19 protein-coding genes are annotated in these 19,853 nt (G+C 60.7%); 11 read left to right on the forward strand and 8 right to left on the reverse strand.

The features are described 5' to 3' along the window. Window positions 1-9: 9 nt before the first annotated feature. From acnD to AB5I78_RS21725, 4 genes are all read right to left on the reverse strand, one after another. On the reverse strand, window positions 10-2,604 hold the full coding sequence (gene acnD / locus AB5I78_RS21710; RefSeq protein ID WP_369301379.1) for a Fe/S-dependent 2-methylisocitrate dehydratase AcnD: 2,595 nt from the start codon (window positions 2,602-2,604) through the stop codon (window positions 10-12). 199 nt (window positions 2,605-2,803) lie between these two features. Further along, the gene (gene prpC / locus AB5I78_RS21715) at window positions 2,804-3,931 is read right to left on the reverse strand and encodes a 2-methylcitrate synthase (RefSeq protein ID WP_369301381.1); all 1,128 of its coding nucleotides are present in this window, start codon (window positions 3,929-3,931) and stop codon (window positions 2,804-2,806) included. A 42-nt stretch (window positions 3,932-3,973) separates the two neighbouring features. Continuing rightward, window positions 3,974-4,867: a methylisocitrate lyase gene (gene prpB, locus AB5I78_RS21720; RefSeq protein WP_025854214.1), complete on the reverse strand. Its 894-nt coding sequence runs from the start codon at window positions 4,865-4,867 to the stop codon at window positions 3,974-3,976. Between the two features lie 11 nt (window positions 4,868-4,878). After that, entirely contained in the window at window positions 4,879-5,574 is a 696-nt protein-coding gene (locus tag AB5I78_RS21725; protein ID WP_119742083.1) for a GntR family transcriptional regulator, read from the reverse strand. Window positions 5,575-5,844: 270 nt separating this feature from the next. Here AB5I78_RS21725 and AB5I78_RS21730 point away from each other — a divergent pair, with 270 nt between their 5' ends. The 6 genes from AB5I78_RS21730 to AB5I78_RS21755 all read left to right on the forward strand — a co-directional run bounded on the left by AB5I78_RS21730 (window position 5,845) and on the right by AB5I78_RS21755 (window position 11,251). Further along, window positions 5,845-6,381, forward strand: coding sequence for an ATP-dependent zinc protease (locus tag AB5I78_RS21730; RefSeq protein ID WP_369301383.1), 537 nt, complete (start codon window positions 5,845-5,847; stop codon window positions 6,379-6,381). A gap of 5 nt (window positions 6,382-6,386) precedes the next feature. Continuing rightward, complete coding sequence (locus tag AB5I78_RS21735) at window positions 6,387-7,919, forward strand: inactive transglutaminase family protein (RefSeq protein WP_106576285.1); 1,533 nt, start codon at window positions 6,387-6,389, stop codon at window positions 7,917-7,919. Next, window positions 7,919-8,905, forward strand: coding sequence for an alpha-L-glutamate ligase-like protein (locus AB5I78_RS21740; protein ID WP_242195932.1), 987 nt, complete (start codon window positions 7,919-7,921; stop codon window positions 8,903-8,905). The genes AB5I78_RS21735 and AB5I78_RS21740 overlap by 1 nt, the downstream gene beginning before the upstream one ends. A gap of 116 nt (window positions 8,906-9,021) precedes the next feature. Next, window positions 9,022-10,365 carry an aminodeoxychorismate synthase component I gene (pabB, locus tag AB5I78_RS21745; protein ID WP_369301385.1) on the forward strand — a complete coding sequence of 448 codons (1,344 nt, stop codon included), beginning with the start codon at window positions 9,022-9,024 and terminating at the stop codon, window positions 10,363-10,365. Between the two features lie 227 nt (window positions 10,366-10,592). After that, complete coding sequence (locus AB5I78_RS21750; protein WP_369301386.1) at window positions 10,593-10,895, forward strand: type II toxin-antitoxin system HigB family toxin; 303 nt, start codon at window positions 10,593-10,595, stop codon at window positions 10,893-10,895. Then, on the forward strand, window positions 10,895-11,251 hold the full coding sequence (locus AB5I78_RS21755) for a type II toxin-antitoxin system HigA family antitoxin (protein WP_369301388.1): 357 nt from the start codon (window positions 10,895-10,897) through the stop codon (window positions 11,249-11,251). Before AB5I78_RS21750 ends, AB5I78_RS21755 begins: the two co-directional genes overlap by 1 nt. 117 nt (window positions 11,252-11,368) lie before the next feature. Here the strand turns inward: AB5I78_RS21755 and thrH are convergent, their stop codons facing one another. Continuing rightward, a complete protein-coding gene (gene thrH / locus AB5I78_RS21760) occupies window positions 11,369-11,986 on the reverse strand; it encodes a bifunctional phosphoserine phosphatase/homoserine phosphotransferase ThrH (RefSeq protein WP_145159167.1) in 618 nt (205 codons plus the stop codon). Window positions 11,987-12,138: 152 nt separating this feature from the next. On the opposite strand from thrH, the gene AB5I78_RS21765 reads away from it, so the two are divergent. The 3 genes from AB5I78_RS21765 to AB5I78_RS21775 all read left to right on the forward strand — a co-directional run bounded on the left by AB5I78_RS21765 (window position 12,139) and on the right by AB5I78_RS21775 (window position 15,616). Beyond that, window positions 12,139-12,873, forward strand: a complete 735-nt coding sequence (locus tag AB5I78_RS21765; protein WP_106576281.1) for a phosphoadenylyl-sulfate reductase — start codon at window positions 12,139-12,141, stop codon at window positions 12,871-12,873. Window positions 12,874-13,344: 471 nt separating this feature from the next. Continuing rightward, entirely contained in the window at window positions 13,345-14,874 is a 1,530-nt protein-coding gene (locus AB5I78_RS21770; RefSeq protein WP_145159169.1) for an NCS1 family nucleobase:cation symporter-1, read from the forward strand. A gap of 13 nt (window positions 14,875-14,887) precedes the next feature. Further along, a complete protein-coding gene (locus tag AB5I78_RS21775) occupies window positions 14,888-15,616 on the forward strand; it encodes an aspartate/glutamate racemase family protein (protein ID WP_106576279.1) in 729 nt (242 codons plus the stop codon). 106 nt (window positions 15,617-15,722) lie between these two features. On the opposite strand, the gene AB5I78_RS21780 is transcribed toward AB5I78_RS21775, so the two are convergent. Then, window positions 15,723-16,646 (reverse strand): LysR substrate-binding domain-containing protein, encoded by a 924-nt coding sequence (locus tag AB5I78_RS21780; RefSeq protein ID WP_369301390.1) that lies wholly within the window; start codon window positions 16,644-16,646, stop codon window positions 15,723-15,725. Window positions 16,647-16,752: 106 nt separating this feature from the next. On the opposite strand from AB5I78_RS21780, the gene AB5I78_RS21785 reads away from it, so the two are divergent. Continuing rightward, window positions 16,753-17,499: a 3-oxoacyl-ACP reductase family protein gene (locus AB5I78_RS21785; RefSeq protein WP_369301392.1), complete on the forward strand. Its 747-nt coding sequence runs from the start codon at window positions 16,753-16,755 to the stop codon at window positions 17,497-17,499. Window positions 17,500-17,610: 111 nt separating this feature from the next. On the opposite strand, the gene AB5I78_RS21790 is transcribed toward AB5I78_RS21785, so the two are convergent. Next, a complete protein-coding gene (locus tag AB5I78_RS21790; RefSeq protein WP_369301394.1) occupies window positions 17,611-18,300 on the reverse strand; it encodes an HAD-IA family hydrolase in 690 nt (229 codons plus the stop codon). Between the two features lie 237 nt (window positions 18,301-18,537). Between AB5I78_RS21790 and AB5I78_RS21795 the strand changes: the two genes are divergently transcribed. Beyond that, window positions 18,538-18,894, forward strand: a complete 357-nt coding sequence (locus AB5I78_RS21795; protein ID WP_145159179.1) for a DUF2784 domain-containing protein — start codon at window positions 18,538-18,540, stop codon at window positions 18,892-18,894. Here the strand turns inward: AB5I78_RS21795 and AB5I78_RS21800 are convergent. After that, a complete protein-coding gene (locus AB5I78_RS21800; protein WP_369301395.1) occupies window positions 18,881-19,849 on the reverse strand; it encodes an NAD-dependent epimerase/dehydratase family protein in 969 nt (322 codons plus the stop codon). The genes AB5I78_RS21795 and AB5I78_RS21800 overlap by 14 nt on opposite strands. Window positions 19,850-19,853 lie beyond the last annotated feature (4 nt).

Genomic DNA, 19,853 nt, shown 5'->3' on the forward strand with positions numbered 1-19,853 from the left:
GTTAACCCCTCAGGCGGTCGCCGCCGATTCCAGGAAGTCCTGGGCAAAACGTTGCAACACGCCGCCCGCCTCGTAGATCGACACTTCTTCGGCGGTGTCCAGGCGGCACGTCACCGGCACCTCGACACGTTCGCCATTTTTGCGGTTGATCACCAGGGTCAGCTGCGCACGCGGGGTGCGTTGACCGACCACGTCATAGGTTTCGCTGCCGTCGATGTTCAGGGTGTGGCGGTCGGTGCCCGGCAGAAACTCCAGCGGCAACACGCCCATGCCCACCAGGTTGGTGCGGTGGATACGCTCAAAGCCTTCGGCGGCAATCGCCTCCACACCGGCCAGGCGCACGCCCTTGGCCGCCCAGTCGCGGGACGAACCCTGGCCGTAGTCGGCGCCGGCAATGATGATCAGCGGCTGTTTGCGCTCCATGTAGGTTTCAATGGCTTCCCACATCCGCGTGACCTGGCCTTCCGGCTCGATACGCGCCAGCGAACCCTGCTTGACCTTGCCGTTTTCCTGGACCATTTCGTTGAACAGTTTCGGGTTGGCAAAGGTCGCGCGTTGCGCGGTCAAGTGGTCGCCGCGGTGAGTCGCGTAGGAGTTGAAGTCGACTTCCGGCAAGCCCATTTTCGCCAGGTACTCGCCCGCGGCGCTGTCGAGCATGATCGCGTTGGACGGCGACAGGTGGTCGGTGGTGATGTTGTCCGGCAGCACCGCCAGCGGGCGCATGCCCTTGAGTGGGCGTGCACCGGCCAGCGCGCCTTCCCAATACGGCGGGCGGCGGATGTAGGTGCTTTGCGGGCGCCAGTCGTACAGCGGCGCGACTTTGGGGCCGGTGTCTTCGTGGATCGCGAACATCGGGATGTAGACCGCGCGGAACTGCTCCGGCTTGACCGAAGCCTTGACCACCGCGTCGATTTCTTCATCGCTCGGCCAAATGTCCTGAAGGCGGATTTCCTTGCCGTTGGGGTCGAGACCCAGCACGTCCTTTTCAATGTCGAAACGGATGGTGCCGGCAATCGCGTAAGCCACCACCAGCGGCGGCGAGGCCAGGAACGCTTGCTTGGCGTAGGGGTGAATGCGCCCGTCGAAGTTGCGGTTGCCCGACAACACGGCAGTGGCGTACAGGTCGCGGTCGATGATTTCCTGCTGGATCACCGGGTCGAGTGCGCCGGACATGCCGTTGCAGGTGGTGCAGGCAAACGCCACCACACCAAAACCCAGCTGCTCCAACTCGTGGGTCAAGCCCGCTTCGTCCAGGTACATCGCCACGGTTTTCGAGCCGGGCGCCAGCGAGGATTTGACCCACGGCTTGCGCGTCAGCCCAAGCTTGTTGGCGTTACGCGCCAGCAGGCCGGCGGCGATCACGTTGCGCGGATTACTGGTGTTGGTGCAACTGGTGATAGCGGCGATGATCACCGCACCATCAGGCATTTGCCCCGGCACTTCGTCCCACTGGCCGGAGATGCCCTTGGACGCCAGGTCGCTGGTGGCCACGCGCGCGTGCGGGTTGCTCGGGCCGGCCATGTTGCGCACCACGCTGGACAGGTCGAAGGTCAGGCCGCGCTCGTATTGCGCGCCTTTCAAGTCATCCGCCCACAGGCCGGTGTGACGCGCGTACTGCTCGACCAGGGTGACTTGTTCGTCTTCGCGGCCGGTGAGTTTCAGGTAGGCGATGGTCTGCGGGTCGATGTAGAACATCGCCGCGGTGGCGCCGTATTCCGGGGCCATGTTGGAGATGGTCGCGCGGTCGCCCAGGGTCAGCTTGGAGGCGCCTTCGCCGAAGAATTCCAGCCACGCCCCCACCACTTTCTGCTTACGCAGGAATTCGGTTAGCGCCAGCACCATGTCGGTGGCAGTGATACCCGGCAGCAGCTTGCCGGTGAGTTCGACGCCGATGATTTCCGGCAGGCGCATCCACGACGCGCGACCGAGCATCACACTTTCAGCTTCGAGGCCGCCAACGCCGATGGCGATCACGCCCAGGGCGTCCACATGCGGGGTGTGGCTGTCGGTGCCGACGCAGGTGTCAGGGAACGCCACGCCGTCACGCACCTGAATCACCGGAGACATTTTCTCCAGGTTGATCTGGTGCATGATGCCGTTGCCCGGCGGGATCACGTCGACGTTCTTGAAGGCCTTTTTGGTCCACTCGATAAAGTGAAAACGGTCTTCGTTGCGACGGTCTTCGATGGCGCGGTTTTTCTCGAACGCATCCGGGTCAAAACCACCGGCTTCGACCGCCAGGGAGTGGTCGACGATCAACTGGGTCGGCACCACCGGGTTGACCTGGGCCGGGTCACCGCCTTGCAGGGCGATGGCGTCGCGCAGGCCGGCAAGGTCGACCAGGGCGGTCTGGCCGAGGATGTCGTGGCACACCACACGCGCCGGGAACCAGGGGAAGTCGAGGTCGCGCTTGCGTTCGATCAGTTGGTTCAGGGACGCATTGAGCGTGGCCGGGTCGCAACGGCGCACCAGGTTCTCGGCGAGCACGCGGGAGGTGTACGGCAAAGTGGCGTAGGCGCCGGGGGCGATTGCATCGACTGCCGCACGGGCGTCGTAGAAATCCAGGCGGCTGCCAGGGAGCGGTTTGCGAAATTCAGTGTTCATCGTCAGGACTCGGTCACGGTAGTTGCAAAAGGAAGACCTGCGCAGATCCAGAATTGGAATGTAATCAACATGTGGGAGGGGGCTTGCCCCCGATGGCGGTTGCTCAGTGCCAGCTGTATCAACTGACAGACTGCTATCGGGGGCGAGCCCCCTCTCACATTTGACCTCATACCCATCCCGGGCTCGTCGGTCTCCTCACTCAGCGACGTTCGATTGGCACGAACTTGCGCTGCTCAACGCCGATGTACTCGGCGCTTGGACGGATGATGCGGTTGTTGGCGCGCTGCTCGAACACATGCGCGGCCCAGCCTGTCAGGCGTGAGCACACGAAAATCGGCGTGAACAGCTTGGTCGGGATGCCCATGAAGTGGTACGCCGAGGCATGGTAGAAGTCGGCGTTGGGGAACAGTTTCTTCTGCTCCCACATGGTCTTGTCGATGGCTTCGGAGACCGGGAACAGCACCTTGTCGCCCACTTCGTCAGCGAGCTTTTTCGACCAGCCCTTGATCACTTCATTACGCGGGTCGCTGTCTTTGTAGATCGCGTGGCCAAAGCCCATGATCTTGTCTTTGCGCGCCAGCATGCCGAGGGTGCCTTCGACGGCTTCTTCGGCCGAGCCGAAACGCTCGATCATTTCCATCGCGGCTTCGTTGGCGCCGCCGTGCAGCGGGCCGCGCAGCGAACCGATGGCGGCGGTGACGCAGGAATACAGGTCGGACAGGGTCGAGGCACACACACGGGCGGTGAAGGTCGAGGCGTTGAACTCGTGCTCGGCGTAAAGGATCAGCGACACGTTCATGACCTTCTCGTGCAACTCGCTCGGCTTCTTGCCATGCAGCAGGTGCAGGAAATGGCCGCCGATGCTCGGCTCGTCGGTCACGCAGTCAATCTTTTTGCCATCGTGGCTGAAGCGATACCAGTAGCACATGATCGCCGGGAAAGCGGCAAGCAGGCGGTCGGTGACATCGCGCTGCACGCTGAAGTCTTTTTCGGGCTCGATATTGCCCAGGAACGAGCAGCCGGTGCGCATCACGTCCATCGGGTGGGCGTCGGCGGGGATGCGTTCCAGCACTTCTTTGAGCGCCTGCGGCAAGTCGCGCAGCTTGCCGAGTTTGGCGGTGTAGGCCGCCAGTTCGGCTTTGGTTGGCAATTCGCCGTACAGCAGCAGGTAGGCGACTTCTTCAAATTGCGCATCGGCGGCCAGTTCACGCACGTCGTAGCCGCGATAGGTCAAGCCGGCGCCGGCCTGGCCCACGGTGGACAGTGCGGTCTGCCCGGCCACCTGGCCACGCAGGCCGGCGCCACTCAATACTTTTGCTTCAGCCATGGTTGTTCTCCAATTTTGTAGTTATTCAGGGAGGCGCGTTCTTTACTTTTTCGCGGCGAACAGCGCGTCGAGCTTCTGCTCGAAGGTGTGGTAGTCGATGCGATCGTAGAGCTCCATGCGGGTTTGCATGGTGTCGATCACGTTCTGTTGAGTGCCATCGCGACGGATCGCGGTGTAGACATTCTCGGCGGCCTTGTTCATGGCGCGGAAGGCCGAGAGCGGGTACAGCACGATGGAAACATCGGCAGATTTCAACTGTTCGGTGGTGTACAGCGGCGTCGCGCCAAATTCAGTGATGTTGGCCAGGATCGGTGCCTTCACGCGGGAGGCGAAGAGCTTGTACATCTCCAGCTCAGTGATGGCTTCGGGAAACACCATGTCAGCGCCGGCTTCGATGCAGGCGGCGGCGCGTTCCAGTGCCGACTCCAAACCTTCGACGGCGAGGGCGTCGGTGCGCGCCATGATCACGAAACTGTCATCGGTGCGCGCATCCACGGCGGCCTTGATGCGGTCGACCATTTCCTGCTGGGACACGATTTCTTTGTTCGGGCGATGGCCGCAGCGCTTGGCGCCGACCTGGTCTTCGATATGGATAGCGGCCGCGCCAAACTTGATCATCGACTTGACCGTGCGCGCCACGTTGAAGGCCGAGGAGCCAAAACCGGTGTCCACGTCCACCAGCAGCGGCAGGTCGCACACGTCGGTGATGCGGCGCACGTCGGTCAACACGTCATCCAGGCCCGTGATGCCCAGGTCTGGCACGCCCAGAGAACCCGCCGCCACGCCGCCACCCGACAGGTAAATCGCCTTGAAACCGGCGCGCTTGGCCAGCAGCGCGTGGTTGGCGTTGATCGCGCCAACGACCTGTAACGGATGTTCGCTGGCGACCGCGTCACGGAAACGCTGGCCGGGTGTACTTTTATTGTTAGAACTCATGACTCACCTCTTCAGGAAGTGCCGTCGGGGAAGTGACGGGCAATGTTGCGTTTGGAGGCGCCGATATGCCGGCGCATCAACAATTCGGCCAGTTCACCGTCGCGATCGGCAATCGCGTCAAGAATGCGGTGGTGCTCGGCAAAAGCCTGGCGTGGACGATTGGGCGTGGCGGAGAACTGGATGCGGTACATGCGCACCAATTGGTACAGCTCGCCGCAGAGCATTTGGGTGAGGGTGCGGTTACCGGCGCCTTGAATTATCCGGTAATGAAAATCGAAGTCGCCTTCCTGCTGGTAGTAGCCCAGGCCGGCCTGGAACGCTTCGTCGCGTTCATGGGTATGAAGCACCTGGCGCAGCTCTTCGATTTCCGCGTCGGTCATGCGCTCGGCGGCCAGGCGGCAGGCCATGCCCTCCAGGGACTCGCGGATTTCATAGAGTTCGATCAGCTCGGCATGGCTCAAGGACACCACTCGAGCGCCAACGTGAGGCACGCGCACCAGCAGGCGCTGGCCCTCAAGGCGGTGGATGGCTTCGCGCAGCGGGCCACGGCTGATGCCGTAGGTGCGGGCCAGCTCCGGCTCGGAAATCTTGCTGCCGGGGGCGATTTCGCCTTTGACGATGGCGGCCTGGATGCGCCGGAAGACGTTCTCGGACATGGTCTGGGAATCGTCCTGCGCCACCACTGGGGTTTCCAGTTGATCCAGCATATTGTCGACACCTTTAAAAGCAATGCCGCAAAAACTAGCCACTCAGACCCGAATAGTCAAAGAATAAATCAACATTGTCGACAATCGTCTAATAACCCCTTCTGCGCTGAATAGGGGCATGGCCGCCTGCCAGCGCTGGCGCCAAAAAAGCATCATGTTAGAATGCCCGCCGCTTTTGCCTGACATCACTTGATGAAACGGCGCACCCGAGATTGCGCAGCAATGCCAGTCGCCTTGAATTAAACATCGCACTGCAGCGCCTCAGGATCTATGAGACTCAAGCCCTTCCTTTTAATGTTTTGCCTAGCGTGCATACCCAGCCTTGGCGGCGCCGCCGAGAAGACCGTGTATGGCCTGAATGAATACGCGAAACTGGCGGGCATTGACCTGGAAGTGGCGGCCAAACTCGACACCGGCGCCAAGACCGCCTCGTTGAGCGCCCGCGACATCAAGCGCTTCAAACGCAACGGTGAATCCTGGGTACGTTTCTACCTGGCCATCGACACCGCCCATTCCCACCCCATCGAACGCCCCCTGGCCCGCGTCAGCAAAATCAAACGCCGCGCCGGAGACTACGACCCCGATGAGGACAAGAACTACACCGCCCGCCCAGTGATCGCCCTGGACATCTGCATGGGCACTGCTTTACGCAGCATCGAAGTGAACTTGACTGACCGCAGCGCATTCCAATACCCGCTGCTGATCGGCTCCGAAGCCTTGAAACGCTTTGATGCGCTGGTCGACCCCAGTCTTAAATACGCAGCGGGCAAACCTGCCTGCCCCGCTGACGCTCCTACCGCCGAGTAAACCGAATGCGCTCTCTGACCCTGCACCTGAAAATCCTCATCACCATTTTGGTGGTGCTGGGTATTTCGGTCACCGCCTACCAGATTTTCGTGCTGGGGATTCCCGTCACCGAGGACGCCACCGACGACCTGTGGAACATCGACGCCAAGGTCGAGTTTGTCGCCAGCCCCAAAGACCCGGTTAAGATCTCGATGTTCGTGCCGCCCCTGAGCCGCGACTTCGTCAGCCTCAACGAGAGTTTCATCTCCAATAACTACGGCGTGAGCGTCAACCGCACCGACGGCAACCGCAAGGTCACCTGGTCGGCGCGCCGCGCCAAGGGCAACCAGACGCTGTATTACCGCCTGGTGCTGACCAAGCGTTACAGCGGCGAAAAGGTCAAGGTCAAAGGTCCGACCTTCCGCGACAGCATTGCCGTGGAAGGCCCGGAAAAAATCGCCGCCGAAGCCTTGCTGGCGCCGATCCGCCAGCATTCGGCCGACGTCGAAACCTTTATTACCGAAGCGATCAAGCGCACCAACAACCTCAACGACGACAATGTGAAGCTGCTGCTGGCGGGCGACCCGTCGACGCCGCACAAGGCCAAGATCGTCGAGTTATTGCTGTCCATCGCCCATGTGCCGGTGGAAAAAGTCCACACCATCCGCCTCGTCGCCGACCAGCCGCAAACCCCGGAACTGTGGCTGCGCAGCTTCAATGGCAATGACTGGCTGTATTTCAACCCGGAAACCGGCGAGCAAGGCCTGCCCGCTGACCGCCTGCTGTGGTGGACCGGCGATGAAAACCTGATCACGGTGGATGGCGGCAAGAAAGCCATGGTGACCTTCAGCCTGAACAACAGCGAAATGAACGCGATTCGCCTGGCCAAGCTGACCGACGAGAACACCGACGCCAACTTCCTCGAGTACTCGCTGTACGGCCTGCCGCTGCAAACCCAGCAGACCTTCATGATCATGGTGATGATCCCGATTGGCGTGCTGGTGATTCTGATCCTGCGCAACCTGATCGGCCTGCAGACGCTGGGCACCTTCACCCCGGTGCTGATCGCCCTGGCGTTTCGCGAGACGCAACTGGGCTTTGGCATCGTGCTGTTCACCATTATTACCGCGCTGGGCTTGTCGCTCAGGTCGTACCTGGAACACTTGAAGCTGCAGATGCTGCCGAGGCTGTCGGTGGTGCTGACCTTCGTGGTGGTGCTGATTGCGGCCATCAGCCTGTTCAGCCACAAGCTGGGCCTGGAGCGCGGGCTGTCGGTGGCGCTGTTCCCGATGGTGATTCTGACCATGACCATCGAACGCCTGTCGATCACCTGGGAAGAACGCGGCGCCAACCATGCGCTGAAAGTGGCGATTGGTACGCTGTTCGCCGCCTCGCTGGCGCACATCATCATGAGCGTGCCGGAGCTGATCTACTTTGTGTTCACCTTCCCGGCAGTCCTGTTGATCCTGGTGGGTTTCATGCTAGCCATGGGTCGTTATCGCGGCTACCGCCTGACCGAACTGGTGCGTTTCAAGGCCTTCCTCAAGGCTGACTCGTAATGTTCGGCTTCTGGAAAACCTGGAAGGCCCTGGAAGCGCGGGGGATCATGGGCATCAACCGGCGTAACGCCGACTACGTGCTCAAGTACAACAAGCGCAGCCTGTACCCGATTGTGGATGACAAGATCATCACCAAGGAGCGGGCCATGGCAGCTGGCATTCACGTGCCGGAAATGTACGGGATCATTTCCACCGAGAAGGAAATCGACAAGCTCGACGAGATCATCGGTGGGCGCAGCGACTTCGTGATCAAGCCGGCCCAGGGCGCCGGCGGCGATGGCATCCTGGTGGTGGCCGACCGGTTTGAAGGGCGCTATCGCACGGTGTCCGGCAAGATCATCAGCCATGAAGAAATCGAACACCAGATTTCCAGCATCCTCACCGGCCTGTATTCCCTGGGCGGCCACCGTGACCGCGCGCTGATCGAATACCGCGTGGTACCCGACCAGATCTTCAAGAGCATCAGCTACGAAGGCGTGCCGGACATCCGCATTATTGTGCTGATGGGTTACCCGGTAATGGCCATGCTGCGCTTGCCGACGCGCCAATCCGGCGGCAAGGCCAACCTGCACCAGGGCGCGATTGGCGTGGGTGTCGACCTGGCCACGGGTTTGACGTTGCGCGGCACGTGGCTGAACAACATCATCACCAAACACCCCGACACCACCAACGCGGTGGATGGCGTGCAACTGCCCAACTGGGACGGTTTCATGAAGTTGGCGGCCAGCTGTTATGAGCTGTGCGGGCTGGGTTACATCGGCGTGGACATGGTGCTGGACCAGGAAAAAGGCCCGCTGATCCTCGAGCTGAACGCGCGACCGGGGCTGAATATCCAGATTGCCAACGACTGCGGCCTGACCTTGCGCACCCATGCGGTGGAAGCGCGGCTGGAAGAGTTGAAAGCTGCGGGCGTGACGGAAACGCCGCAAGAGCGGGTGAAGTTCGTGCAGGAGATGTTTGGGCATATTCCCGCCGTTGAAGGCTGACGCCACTCAACTGTGGGAGCGGGCTTGCTCGCTGCCCCATTTAAACCGCGCTCTAGGACCAAACCCTTCGGAGGACTACAATCGCCTCCCCCAAGCCAACAGCTGATCCACCCCGCATGTCGACCTGCTCTGTACATCCGCTGCCCTACCGGGCCAACCCCGCCGACTACTTCGCGGCGATTCGTCATGCCCCCGGCGCAGTGTTGCTCGACAGCGGCCGCCCGGCTGCCGAACGCGGGCGCTATGACCTGCTCAGCGCCTGGCCAGTGGAAACGCTGACGGTACGGCCTGACGAAAACGGCAGTGATTTCCTGCAACGCTTGCGCGAAAACCTCGCGCAGTTGGGTGAGGCGGGTTTACCTGCTGGCTATGAGTTGCCGTTCGCTGGCGGCTTGATCGGTTACCTGAGCTACGACTTCGGCCGCCACCTGGAACACATGCCGCATTTGGCGGTGGACGACCTGCACCTGCCGGACGCACGCTTTGGGCTGTATGCCTGGGCGCTGATCAGTGACCACCGGGTGCAGAGCAGTCAGCTGGTCTTCCACCCTTCGCTGATCGACAGCGAACGACAACGCCTGATTGCGCTGTTCAACGCTGAAGTTGTCGACACCCAGGCCAGCTTCAAACTGCACGGCCCCATGGTTGCGGACCTGACCGCCGACGCTTACCGGCAGGCCATCGTGCGCATTCAGGATTACATCCAGGCCGGCGACTGCTACCAGGTCAACTTTGCCCAGCGCTTTCGCGCGCCGTGCGTCGGCGATCCGTGGGCGGCTTACTGCGCCTTGCGTGAGGCGTGCCCTACCCCGTTTTCCGGGTTCCAGAGCCTGCCGGACGACGGCGCAGTGCTGAGCCTGTCGCCGGAGCGCTTTGTGCACATTAGCGAGCGCCGCGTCGAAACCCGCCCGATCAAAGGCACCCGCCCGCGCGGCCTGACACCCGAAGAAGACGCGGCCCACGCCGCCGAGCTGCTGGCCAGCCCCAAGGACCGCGCCGAAAACCTGATGATCGTTGACTTGCTGCGCAACGATCTGGGCCGCACCTGCCGCACCGGCTCGGTGAAAGTGCCGGAGTTGTTCAGCCTGGAAAGCTACCCCAACGTGCATCACTTGGTGAGCAGCGTCACTGGCACCTTGGCCGACGACAAGGACGCCCTCGACCTGATCGCCGGCAGCTTCCCCGGTGGTTCCATCACCGGCGCACCGAAGATTCGCGCCATGCAGATCATCGACGAGCTTGAACCCACGCGGCGCGGGTTGTACTGCGGCTCGTTGGTGTACCTGGATGTGCGCGGCGAGATGGACAGCTCCATCGCGATTCGCAGTTTGCTGGTCAAGGATGGGCAGGTGTGCTGCTGGGGCGGTGGCGGGATCGTGGCGGACTCGCAGTGGGAGGCGGAGTATCAGGAGTCGCTGACTAAAGTGCGGGTGTTGTTACAAACGTTGGAAAGCTTGTAGCAGCCCGGCCCTGCCTGAGGCTCAGGCGCAGAGCCGAGCTGCCGAAAAAGCCTGCATCAGAACAGTCGTGGACGACGTGTGGCCTGGAGGATAGCGTCCAGCGTCCACGTCCACCCGCCGTTTGTGAAGGATCACATGAAGCGACTGCCTACTCGTCAGAAATTATTTCCGCGATTGCATATCCACCCCGCCGCGCCTACCATCTCCCAAATTGGGAGGTTGCAGCGATGCGCATAATCGCTCTGTCTGCCTTACGAACATTCTGGGAAAGCCATCCCGCCTATACCGATGCCAAAACACCCCTGGTCGAGTTGTACCGTCATAGGGAGAAGACCACTTACCAGACGCCACAGGCACTCAAAGCAGAGCTCAGAACAGCCAGCATTCTCAAAGGCGGCAGGGTTGTGTTCAATGTGGGTGGCAACAAGTATCGAGTGATCATGGCAATCGATTATCAGCGCCAGCTGGGGTTCATACGCTTCGTGGGAACCCACGCGCACTACGACCAGATCAACGCGGAGACCGTGTGATGAACATAAAACCCATTCATTCCCAGCAAGACCTGGCGGCGGCGCTCGCACGCGTCGAGCAACTATGGGGGGCCGAGATCGGCTCGCCGGAGGGTGACGAGCTGGAGATCCTCGCCGTCCTTATTGAGAAATACGAAGCGGAACACTTTCCCATGCCGCCTTCGGACCCGGTGGAAGCGATCAAATTTCGCATGGAGCAGCTAGGCATGACCGCCCGTGACCTTGAGCCTTTCATCGGCACGAGCGGGCGAGTGTCTGAAGTGCTGAACCACAAGCGCAAGCTGAGCCTGGCGATGATCAAGCGCCTGCATGAGGGCTTGAGTATTCCTTATGATCGGTTGCTCGCAGGGGCCTGACCTGGCCGTACCGACCCTGTCGCAGGCAAGCCAGCCACCACAGGTTGAACTGTGTGAACCCAACCAAATGTGGGAGCTGGCTTGCCTGCGAAGCGGCCATCAGCAGCGCTGAAAAACTTACAGGCTCAACGCCCGATTCGACGCTTTGATGAACTCTTTCTTCAAATCCTCAAACGTATGCACCGCGGGAAATTGCGGGAACTCGCGAATCACGTTCTGCGGCGCATGGAACAGAATCCCACGGTCAGCTTCGCCCAGCATCGTGGTGTCGTTGTAGGAATCGCCGGCGGCGATCACGCGGTAGTAGAGGGTCTTGAATGCCAGCACGGATTGGCGCTTCGGGTCCTTTTGACGCAGTTGGTAACTCACCACCCGGTCGTTTTCATCGGTGATCAAGCGGTGGCACAGCAAGGTCGGAAAACCCAGCTGGCGCATCAGCGGTTGGGAGAATTCGTAAAAGGTGTCGGACAGGATCACCACCTGGAAACGCTCGCGCAGCCAGTTGACGAACTCAATGGCGCCGTCCAGCGGCTCAAGGGTGGCGATTACTTCCTGGATGTCGGCAAGCTTGAGCCCATGCTCGTCGAGGATGCGCAGGCGTTGCTTCATCAGCACGTCGTAGTCGGGAATGTCGCGGGTAGTGGCGCGCAGGGATTCAATACCGGTTTTTTCGGCGAAGGCGATCCAGATTTCCGGAACCAGCACCCCTTCCAGGTCGAGACAGGCAATTTCCACAAGACACTCCCATTTAGATGTTGTTAGTTGAGCGAGCAAAAGGACTGCCGAACTCTAGCGACTCAAGCTCTGCGCCGCAACGCAGGGCGGATTTTGGTACCATCGCTTCCCTATAGAGCGCTCAGCGCCACTGACCTGTAGGAACCGTCCTGATGAACCAAGCCTTCGACGTCGTTGAACTCGCCACGACTTATGCCAACAAATCCGCCCAGGACATTCTCAAACTGGCGTTCAGCCAGTTCGGTGATGACCTGTGGATTTCCTTCAGCGGCGCCGAGGATGTGGTGCTGGTAGACATGGCTTGGAAGCTGAACAAGAACGTCAAGGTGTTCAGCCTCGACACCGGGCGCCTTCACCCGGAGACCTACCGGTTCATCGAACAGGTGCGCGAGTTCTACAAGATCGACATCGAGTTGATCTCGCCGGACCAGAGCAAACTGGAACCCTTCGTCAAGGAAAAGGGCCTGTTCAGTTTCTACAAGGATGGCCATGGCGAATGCTGCGGTGTGCGCAAGATCGAACCGCTGCGCCGCAAACTGTCCGGCGTGAGCGCCTGGGCCACTGGCCAACGCCGTGACCAGAGCCCCGGCACCCGCAGCCAGGTGGCGGCGTTGGAAATTGACACGGCGTTCTCAACACCCGAGCGCACCCTGTACAAATTCAACCCACTGGCGCAAATGACCAGCGAGGAAGTCTGGGGTTACATCCGCATGCTCGAGCTGCCGTACAACAGCCTGCATGAGCGCGGGTTTATCAGCATCGGCTGCGAGCCGTGCACCCGGCCAGTATTGCCGAACCAGCACGAACGCGAAGGCCGCTGGTGGTGGGAAGAAGCCACGCAGAAGGAATGTGGGCTGCACGCTGGGAATATCATCAGCAAGGCCTGAGGTTTGTCGCAGTAAAAAATGTGGGAGCGGGCTTGGTCGCGATGAGGGTGTGTCAGTCAATGAATTGTTGGCTGATAGATCGCTATCGCGGGCAAGCCCGCTCCCACATTTGCTTTATGGGGGGGACAAAAATTTTGTACACACCTATGTAACTATCGGTGCCATTTATGTGTGCAATTCATATTTCCCCGCACCAAAACGTAACACCCATCCCCGCGTGCCGTTTGCCTCTCCAATAGAGCACCTTCCCACTTAAAAATAAATACCTGTTCAAACGGTCAATTTATATCGCTTTAAATTCAGCTAGTTATTTTAATAATCAGTAAGAACTAAATTAAACACAGTTTTTATAGATCGAAAACTGGCACGCATGTGGCTTAAGGTGAATTACTCTTTGTATACAATAAATACAAAACCTACATACACTTTGCCATCTGCGACGTTCCAGCAGATGTGCCGGAGCCTGCCGGAATGCGTACAAGCCTCTCGAATAACATCGCACTGGATCTGCCCTCCTCCGTCCTGAACCCTGTGGCCGCAAGCCCCGGCCCGCTCGTGCTCAGCCCGCGCTTGCACAACAAAGACCTGGCGCCCACCAAGGTTGAAGGCCGACGTTGGGGCCGCTACAGCATCTTTGCGCTGTGGACCAATGACGTGCACAACATCGCCAACTATTCGTTTGCCATCGGCCTGTATGCCTTGGGCCTCGGCGGCTGGCAGATTCTGATGTCGCTGGGGATCGGCGCAGCGCTGGTGTACTTCTTCATGAACTTGTCGGGGTTTATGGGCCAGAAGACCGGAGTGCCCTTCCCGGTGATCAGCCGCATCAGTTTCGGCATCCACGGTGCACAGATTCCAGCATTGATTCGCGCGGTCATTGCGATTGCCTGGTTTGGTATCCAGACCTACCTGGCCTCGGTGGTTTTCCGCGTGCTGCTGTCGGCCATTCATCCAGGATTTGCCGACTATGACCACAACTCCATCCTCGGCCTGTCGACCCTCGGTTGGGCGTGTTTCGTGGCGATCTGGTTTGTGCAGCTGGTGATCCTGGCGTACGGCATGGAAATGGTGCGCCGCTACGAAGCGTTCGCCGGGCCGGTGATTCTGGTGACGGTGGCCTCGCTGGCCGGTTGGATGTACTTCCAGGTCGGCGGCAATATTGCCTGGTCGATCCGCGAACCGCTGAGCGGCGGCGAGATGTGGCGCAATATCTTTGCCGGTGGCGCGTTGTGGCTGACGATCTACGGCACGCTGATCCTCAATTTCTGCGACTTCGCCCGTTCCTCGCCCTGCCGCAAGACCATTCTGGTCGGCAACTTCTGGGGCTTGCCGGTGAATATCCTGGTGTTTGCCGCAATCACCGTGCTGCTCTGCGGCGGGCAGTTCCAGCTCAATGGCCGGGTGATCGAAAGCCCGACCGAAATCATCGCGGCCATTCCCAATACCTTCTTCCTGGTGCTCGGCTGCCTGGCCTTCCTGATCGTTACCGTGGCCGTCAACATCATGGCCAACTTCGTCGCCCCCGCGTTTGTGCTCAGCAACCTGGCGCCCAAGTACCTGAACTTTCGGCGCGCCGGGTTGATCAGCGCCACGCTGGCAGTGCTGATCCTGCCGTGGAACCTCTACAACAGCCCGCTGGTGATCGTGTATTTCCTCTCGGGCCTGGGCGCGCTGCTGGGGCCGCTGTACGGGGTGATCATGGTCGATTACTGGCTGATCCGTAAAAGCCAGGTGGACGTACTGCAGCTGTATAGCGAAGACCCCAATGGCGTTTATTACTACAGCCGCGGAGTTAATTTACGCGCGGTCGCGGCGTTTATTCCCGCAGCGGTGATCGCAATTCTGCTGGCGCTGTTGCCCGGCTTTGCCAGCGTCGCCCCGTTCTCCTGGCTGTTTGGCGCCGGTATTGCAGGGCTGTTGTACCTCTTGATCGCCAAGCGTCGGCCGCACTACGCCGATGTCAGTGGCGAAAGCATTGCAGTCGATAACGTCAGTCATTAATCAAGGACATTCCATGCGTATCCTCGTGGTTAACGTCAACACCACCGAATCCATCACTGAAACCATTGCCCAGCAGGCGCGGGCCGTCGCCTCGCCAGGCACTGAGATTGTCGGGCTCACGCCGTACTTCGGCGCCGAATCAGTGGAAGGCAATTTCGAAAGCTACCTGGCCGCCATCGCGGTGATGGACCGCGTGATGGCCTACGACCAGCCGTTTGATGCGGTGATCCAGGCCGGCTATGGCGAACATGGCCGTGAAGGGTTGCAGGAGCTGTTGAACGTGCCAGTGGTGGACATCACGGAAGCAGCCGCCAGCACAGCAATGTTCCTGGGGCACGCCTATTCAGTAGTCACCACCCTGGATCGCACCGTGCCGTTGATTGAAGACCGCCTGAAACTCGCCGGCCTGTACCAGCGCTGCGCCTCGGTACGCGCCAGTGGCATGGCAGTGCTGGAACTGGAAGAAGACCCGCTGGCGGCGATGGAAGCCATCGTGCGTCAGGCGGAACGGGCCATTCACGAAGACAAGGCCGAGGTGATCTGCCTGGGCTGCGGCGGCATGGCCGGGCTGGATGAACAGATTCGCCAGCGCACCGGCGTGCCGGTGGTGGATGGGGTGACGGCCGCGGTGACCATTGCCGAATCGCTGGTGCGGTTGGGGTTGTCGACGTCGAAGATCAGGACCTATGCCACCCCGAGGCCGAAGAAAGTCATTGGCTGGCCGGGTCAGTTCGGCCGGTAGACCGCGTTGCCTGCATCGCGGGCAAGCCCGGCTCCCACTTTTAATCGCATTCCCCTGTGGGAGCCGGGCTTGCCCGCGATGGCCGCGCCTCGGTAGGCCGCCGGGATCAAATGGCGCTGAACCGTCGCCCCAGTTGCTGCTCGGCAAACTGCTCAATGATGAAATCCACAAATACCCGGGTCTTGCCGGGCAGCAGTTTGTGCTCGGCGTAGTACAGGGAGATGTTGCCGTCGTCGACGTACCAGTCGGGCAACACCCGCACCACCGCACCGCTGTCCAGAAACGGCACGGCCATCGGCATGCTCACCAGCGCAATGCCCAGGCCTTGAGCGCTGGCGCAGCAGGCGGCTTCGGAGTCGCTCATGGTCATGCGCGGTTTGAGCACCAACGGGCGCTGTTCACGGTCTGGGCCGGTGAGTTGCCAGGTGCGCACGCGGCCGGTTTGCGGCGAGCGGATCAGGATGCCCAGGCACCGCGATAAATCTTCGGGCGCGTGCACCGGCGGGCGTTGCGCCAGGTAATCCGGGGAGGCCACCAGCACTCGATGCGCGGGGCTCAGCTTGCGCGCCACCACGCCCTGGGGCAGTTCAAAACCACCGCCGATGGCAGCGTCGAAGCCTTGACCGATCAGGTCGACCTGACGGTTATCGAAATGCCAATCCGGGCTGATATCCGGAAAGCGCCGCATAAACTCCGCCAGCAGCGGCACCACATAACGATTGCCGAACACCGTGCCCATGCTGACTTTAAGCGTGCCCACCGGCCGCCCTTCGGCGCTGGCCAGGTTGGCCACGGCGTTCTGGATGGTGGTGAGGCTGCCACTGACCTCTTCGAGGAACAACTTGCCGGCCTCGGTCAGGGTCAGGCGTCGGGTGCTGCGCTGGAACAGCCGCACACCCAGGCGTGCCTCCAGCTTGGCGACGCTTTTACCCACCGCCGCCGGCGTCAGGCTCAAGTGCCTGGCGGCCTCGGCAAAGCTGCCGCCTTCGGCGCTGCGTACAAAACATTCGATACTGCCAAAGCTTTCCATATCGCCCCATTACAAACTCTTGGTTTACACAGACTATAGCAATCACGGTCTACCGGGTCGGCGGGACGAGGTCGATACTCACCCCATCAACTACTTGGAGATCGACATGACTGCACACAACCTCACTGGCAAAGTCGCCTTGATTCAAGGCGGTTCCCGCGGCATCGGTGCCGCCATCGTCAAACGCCTGGCCGCGCAGGGCGCAGCCGTCGCCTTTACCTACGTCAGCTCGGCCGCAAAAGCCGAAGCGTTGCAAAACAGCGTGATCAGCGCAGGCGGCCAAGCCCTGGCGATACAGGCCGACAGCGCCGATGCCACAGCGATTCGCGCTGCCGTCAACGCCACCGTCGACGCCTTCGGGCGCCTGGATATCCTGATCAACAACGCCGGGGTGCTGGCCATCGCGCCACTGGAAGACTTCAAGCTGGAAGACTTCGACCAGACCCTGGCGATCAATGTGCGCAGCGTGTTCATTGCCACGCAGGAAGCGGCCAAACATATGAGCGAAGGCGGCCGCGTGATCAACATCGGCAGCACCAATGCCGAGCGCATGCCGTTCGGCGGCGGCGGGCCGTACGCGATGAGCAAGGCGGCGCTGGTGGGGCTGACCAAGGGCTTGGCACGGGACCTGGGGCCGCGTGGCATCACGATTAACAACGTGCAGCCTGGGCCGGTGGACACCGATATGAACCCGGCGAGCGGCGAGTTTGCCGAAACATTGATCGGGTTGATGGCAGTGGGACGTTATGGCCACGTGGAGGAGATTGCCAGTTTCGTGGCGTATCTGGCGGGGCCGGAAGCCGGGTATATCACGGGTGCCAGCTTGACCATCGATGGTGGCTTCAGCGCCTGAGGGTTCTGGAGAACAGCAAAACCCAATGTGGGAGCTGGCTTGTCTGCGATGGCGTCCTCAAGGTCGCTATCGCAGGCAAGTCAGCGCCCACATTTTTTGGCCTGTGTTGAGTCAGCGCATGGAAGGGAGGCCATAGGCGGCCAGGTCAAAGTCTGCGAGTTTGCGAATGATCTGGTCGGCATGCGCGTACTTGCTGTCGGCCATGGCTTCATCCGGCACGGCGATGGCCGTCATGTTGGCAGCTTTTGCGGCCGTCACGCCAAACGGTGAATCTTCGAACACCAGGCAATCTTCTGGCGCTACGCCCAAGCGGCGCGCAGCGGTGAGGAAGATATCCGGTGAGGGTTTGGCGGCGCCGACTTCCGGATCGTCAGCGGTGACGATGGTGCCGAACAGGCCAAACCATTCGCGGTGCAGCGTGGTTTTGTGGCCAAACGAATGACGCGACGAACTGGTGCCCACCGCAATCGGGATGTTATGCGCGTTCAAGTGCCGCACCAGCGCTTCAGCGCCGGGCATGCCCAAGGCCTTGGGGAAACGCTCGCTCATCAGCGGTTCGCGTATTTCCAGAAACTCAGCTGGCGTGATCGGCAAGTCCAACGCTTTCACCACATAGTCGGCCAGGTCCTGAGCACCTCGGCCGATGATGTGCTGCTTGATCCCCCAGTCGTAGGTGCGACCGTAACGTTCGGCGATGATCTGCGTGACTTCGGTGTAGATGCCTTCAGTGTCCAGCAACAACCCGTCCATATCGAAAATCACGGCCTTGATTGGACCGACTGCAATACGCGGTGCATTCATCACAACAGAACCTTGGGGAAGGACTAAAAGGATTCAGCACAATAACGGTCATGGTTGCCTGCAAGCAACCGTTGCGATGACCAATGCGCCCTTCCTCTCCTGTCTTACTGAACACACCGAAAAAACTGCCGAGCTTATCGACTACCCGCAAGAACAACTCAGTTAAGGACCAACACTGTCATTATGCTGAGGCGTTGCCTGTTCTGTCTGTGACTCACTTTTAAAAGCGAACCCGACATGCTCTATCGCGTAGCCGCCGACAGCCTGGTGCTGTTTCACCTGTGTTTCATCCTGTTCGTATTGTTCGGCGGGCTGCTGGCGCTCAAGTGGCGGCCGGTCATGTGGCTGCACTTGCCCGCTGCCGCCTGGGGCGTGGCCGTGGAAGTGTTCCACCTGCCCTGCCCGCTCACCCGCTGGGAAAACCTGTTTCGCCACCTCGCCGGGCAGGACGGTTATGGCGGCGGGTTTATCGAGCATTACCTCCTCACGCTGATCTACCCGGCCGGGCTGACTCCAAACATTCAACTGGTGCTTGGCGCGTTGGTGTTGCTGATCAATATCGCGGTGTATGTGCGCCTGATCAGGCAGGCGTAGGCAGGCAGCCCAGGTCAGCCAGGGTGGCTTCGACCGCTTGATCCAGCGGCGTGTGTGGTTCGCGGCCCAAGGTATCGACCAAACGCTGGTTATCCATCCGCAGCGGGGTTTGCCACAGGTAGCGCATCTCCAGCATCTCGCGGACCGTGACCACGAAGGGCGCGATCACTCGCATCAACCACCAGGGGAAGCGGCCTGCGCGGGGTTGATGACCGGTCCTGCGCAAGACTGCCCGCTGGATCGCCTGAGTCATCTGCGTGCCATCCATATCCTCATGCCCCGCCATATGAAAGCGCGCGAACGCCTCGAGCGTCTCGCGGCGTTCAATCAGCGCGAGCATGGTGCGCGCCACATCCGGCAAGTACGCCCATTGGTGCGCCACACCCGGCGCGCCCGGATAGCTGACGACATGCACCGGTTTGCCGGGTTTGACCAGGCCCTGGGCAAACCAGTTGTTGGCGACACGGGCGCCAAAGAAATCCCCGGCCCGTACGATCAACACGCGAGCGCCCTGGCGGGACGCCTGTTCCAAACGCTGCTCCAATTGCACCCGGATCGCGCCCTTGCGGGTTTGCGGGTGTTGAGGCGAGTCTTCGTGCAACACGGGAAACGCATCCGGCCCGAAGTTATAGACCGTGCCGGGCAGCACAATCGTCGCGCCTTCGGCGATGGCCGCCGCAATGGTGTTGTCGATCATCGGCATCACTAATTCAGCCCAGCTGCGATAGCCCGGCGGGTTGACCGCATGCACGATCACCGCACAGCCACGCGCGGCAGCAATGACTTCCTGACGATTGAGCGCGTCGCCCTTGATCCAGGAAAAGGTCGAGTTCTCACGCCGGGCCTTGTCCACATCCCGGGTCAACGCACACACTTGCCAACCCGCCGCGCGCATCTGCCGCGCCACTTCACCGCCAATCCCGCCCGTTGCACCCAGTACCAGAACTTTGCTCATGACC

Source organism: Pseudomonas sp. N2-3-1-14 (genome assembly GCF_041228395.1).
In the GTDB taxonomy this organism is placed as follows: Bacteria; Pseudomonadota; Gammaproteobacteria; order Pseudomonadales; family Pseudomonadaceae; genus Aquipseudomonas.

Bases quoted from the DNA above. Each gene is read 5' to 3' on its own strand.
- AB5I78_RS21785 (WP_369301392.1), top strand. From the start codon at position 16,753: ATGACTGCACACAACCTCACTGGCAAAGTCGCCTTGATTCAAGGCGGT.
- AB5I78_RS21725 (WP_119742083.1), bottom strand. From the start codon at position 5,574: ATGCTGGATCAACTGGAAACCCCAGTGGTGGCGCAGGACGATTCCCAG.
- prpB (WP_025854214.1), bottom strand. From the start codon at position 4,867: ATGAGTTCTAACAATAAAAGTACACCCGGCCAGCGTTTCCGTGACGCG.
- pabB (WP_369301385.1), top strand. From the start codon at position 9,022: ATGTCGACCTGCTCTGTACATCCGCTGCCCTACCGGGCCAACCCCGCC.
- AB5I78_RS21735 (WP_106576285.1), top strand. From the start codon at position 6,387: ATGCGCTCTCTGACCCTGCACCTGAAAATCCTCATCACCATTTTGGTG.
- prpC (WP_369301381.1), bottom strand. From the start codon at position 3,931: ATGGCTGAAGCAAAAGTATTGAGTGGCGCCGGCCTGCGTGGCCAGGTG.
- AB5I78_RS21780 (WP_369301390.1), bottom strand. From the start codon at position 16,646: ATGGAAAGCTTTGGCAGTATCGAATGTTTTGTACGCAGCGCCGAAGGC.
- AB5I78_RS21755 (WP_369301388.1), top strand. From the start codon at position 10,895: ATGAACATAAAACCCATTCATTCCCAGCAAGACCTGGCGGCGGCGCTC.
- AB5I78_RS21790 (WP_369301394.1), bottom strand. From the start codon at position 18,300: ATGAATGCACCGCGTATTGCAGTCGGTCCAATCAAGGCCGTGATTTTC.
- AB5I78_RS21750 (WP_369301386.1), top strand. From the start codon at position 10,593: ATGCGCATAATCGCTCTGTCTGCCTTACGAACATTCTGGGAAAGCCAT.
- AB5I78_RS21730 (WP_369301383.1), top strand. From the start codon at position 5,845: ATGAGACTCAAGCCCTTCCTTTTAATGTTTTGCCTAGCGTGCATACCC.
- AB5I78_RS21770 (WP_145159169.1), top strand. From the start codon at position 13,345: ATGCGTACAAGCCTCTCGAATAACATCGCACTGGATCTGCCCTCCTCC.
- AB5I78_RS21775 (WP_106576279.1), top strand. From the start codon at position 14,888: ATGCGTATCCTCGTGGTTAACGTCAACACCACCGAATCCATCACTGAA.
- AB5I78_RS21740 (WP_242195932.1), top strand. From the start codon at position 7,919: ATGTTCGGCTTCTGGAAAACCTGGAAGGCCCTGGAAGCGCGGGGGATC.
- acnD (WP_369301379.1), bottom strand. From the start codon at position 2,604: ATGAACACTGAATTTCGCAAACCGCTCCCTGGCAGCCGCCTGGATTTC.
- AB5I78_RS21765 (WP_106576281.1), top strand. From the start codon at position 12,139: ATGAACCAAGCCTTCGACGTCGTTGAACTCGCCACGACTTATGCCAAC.
- AB5I78_RS21795 (WP_145159179.1), top strand. From the start codon at position 18,538: ATGCTCTATCGCGTAGCCGCCGACAGCCTGGTGCTGTTTCACCTGTGT.
- AB5I78_RS21800 (WP_369301395.1), bottom strand. From the start codon at position 19,849: ATGAGCAAAGTTCTGGTACTGGGTGCAACGGGCGGGATTGGCGGTGAA.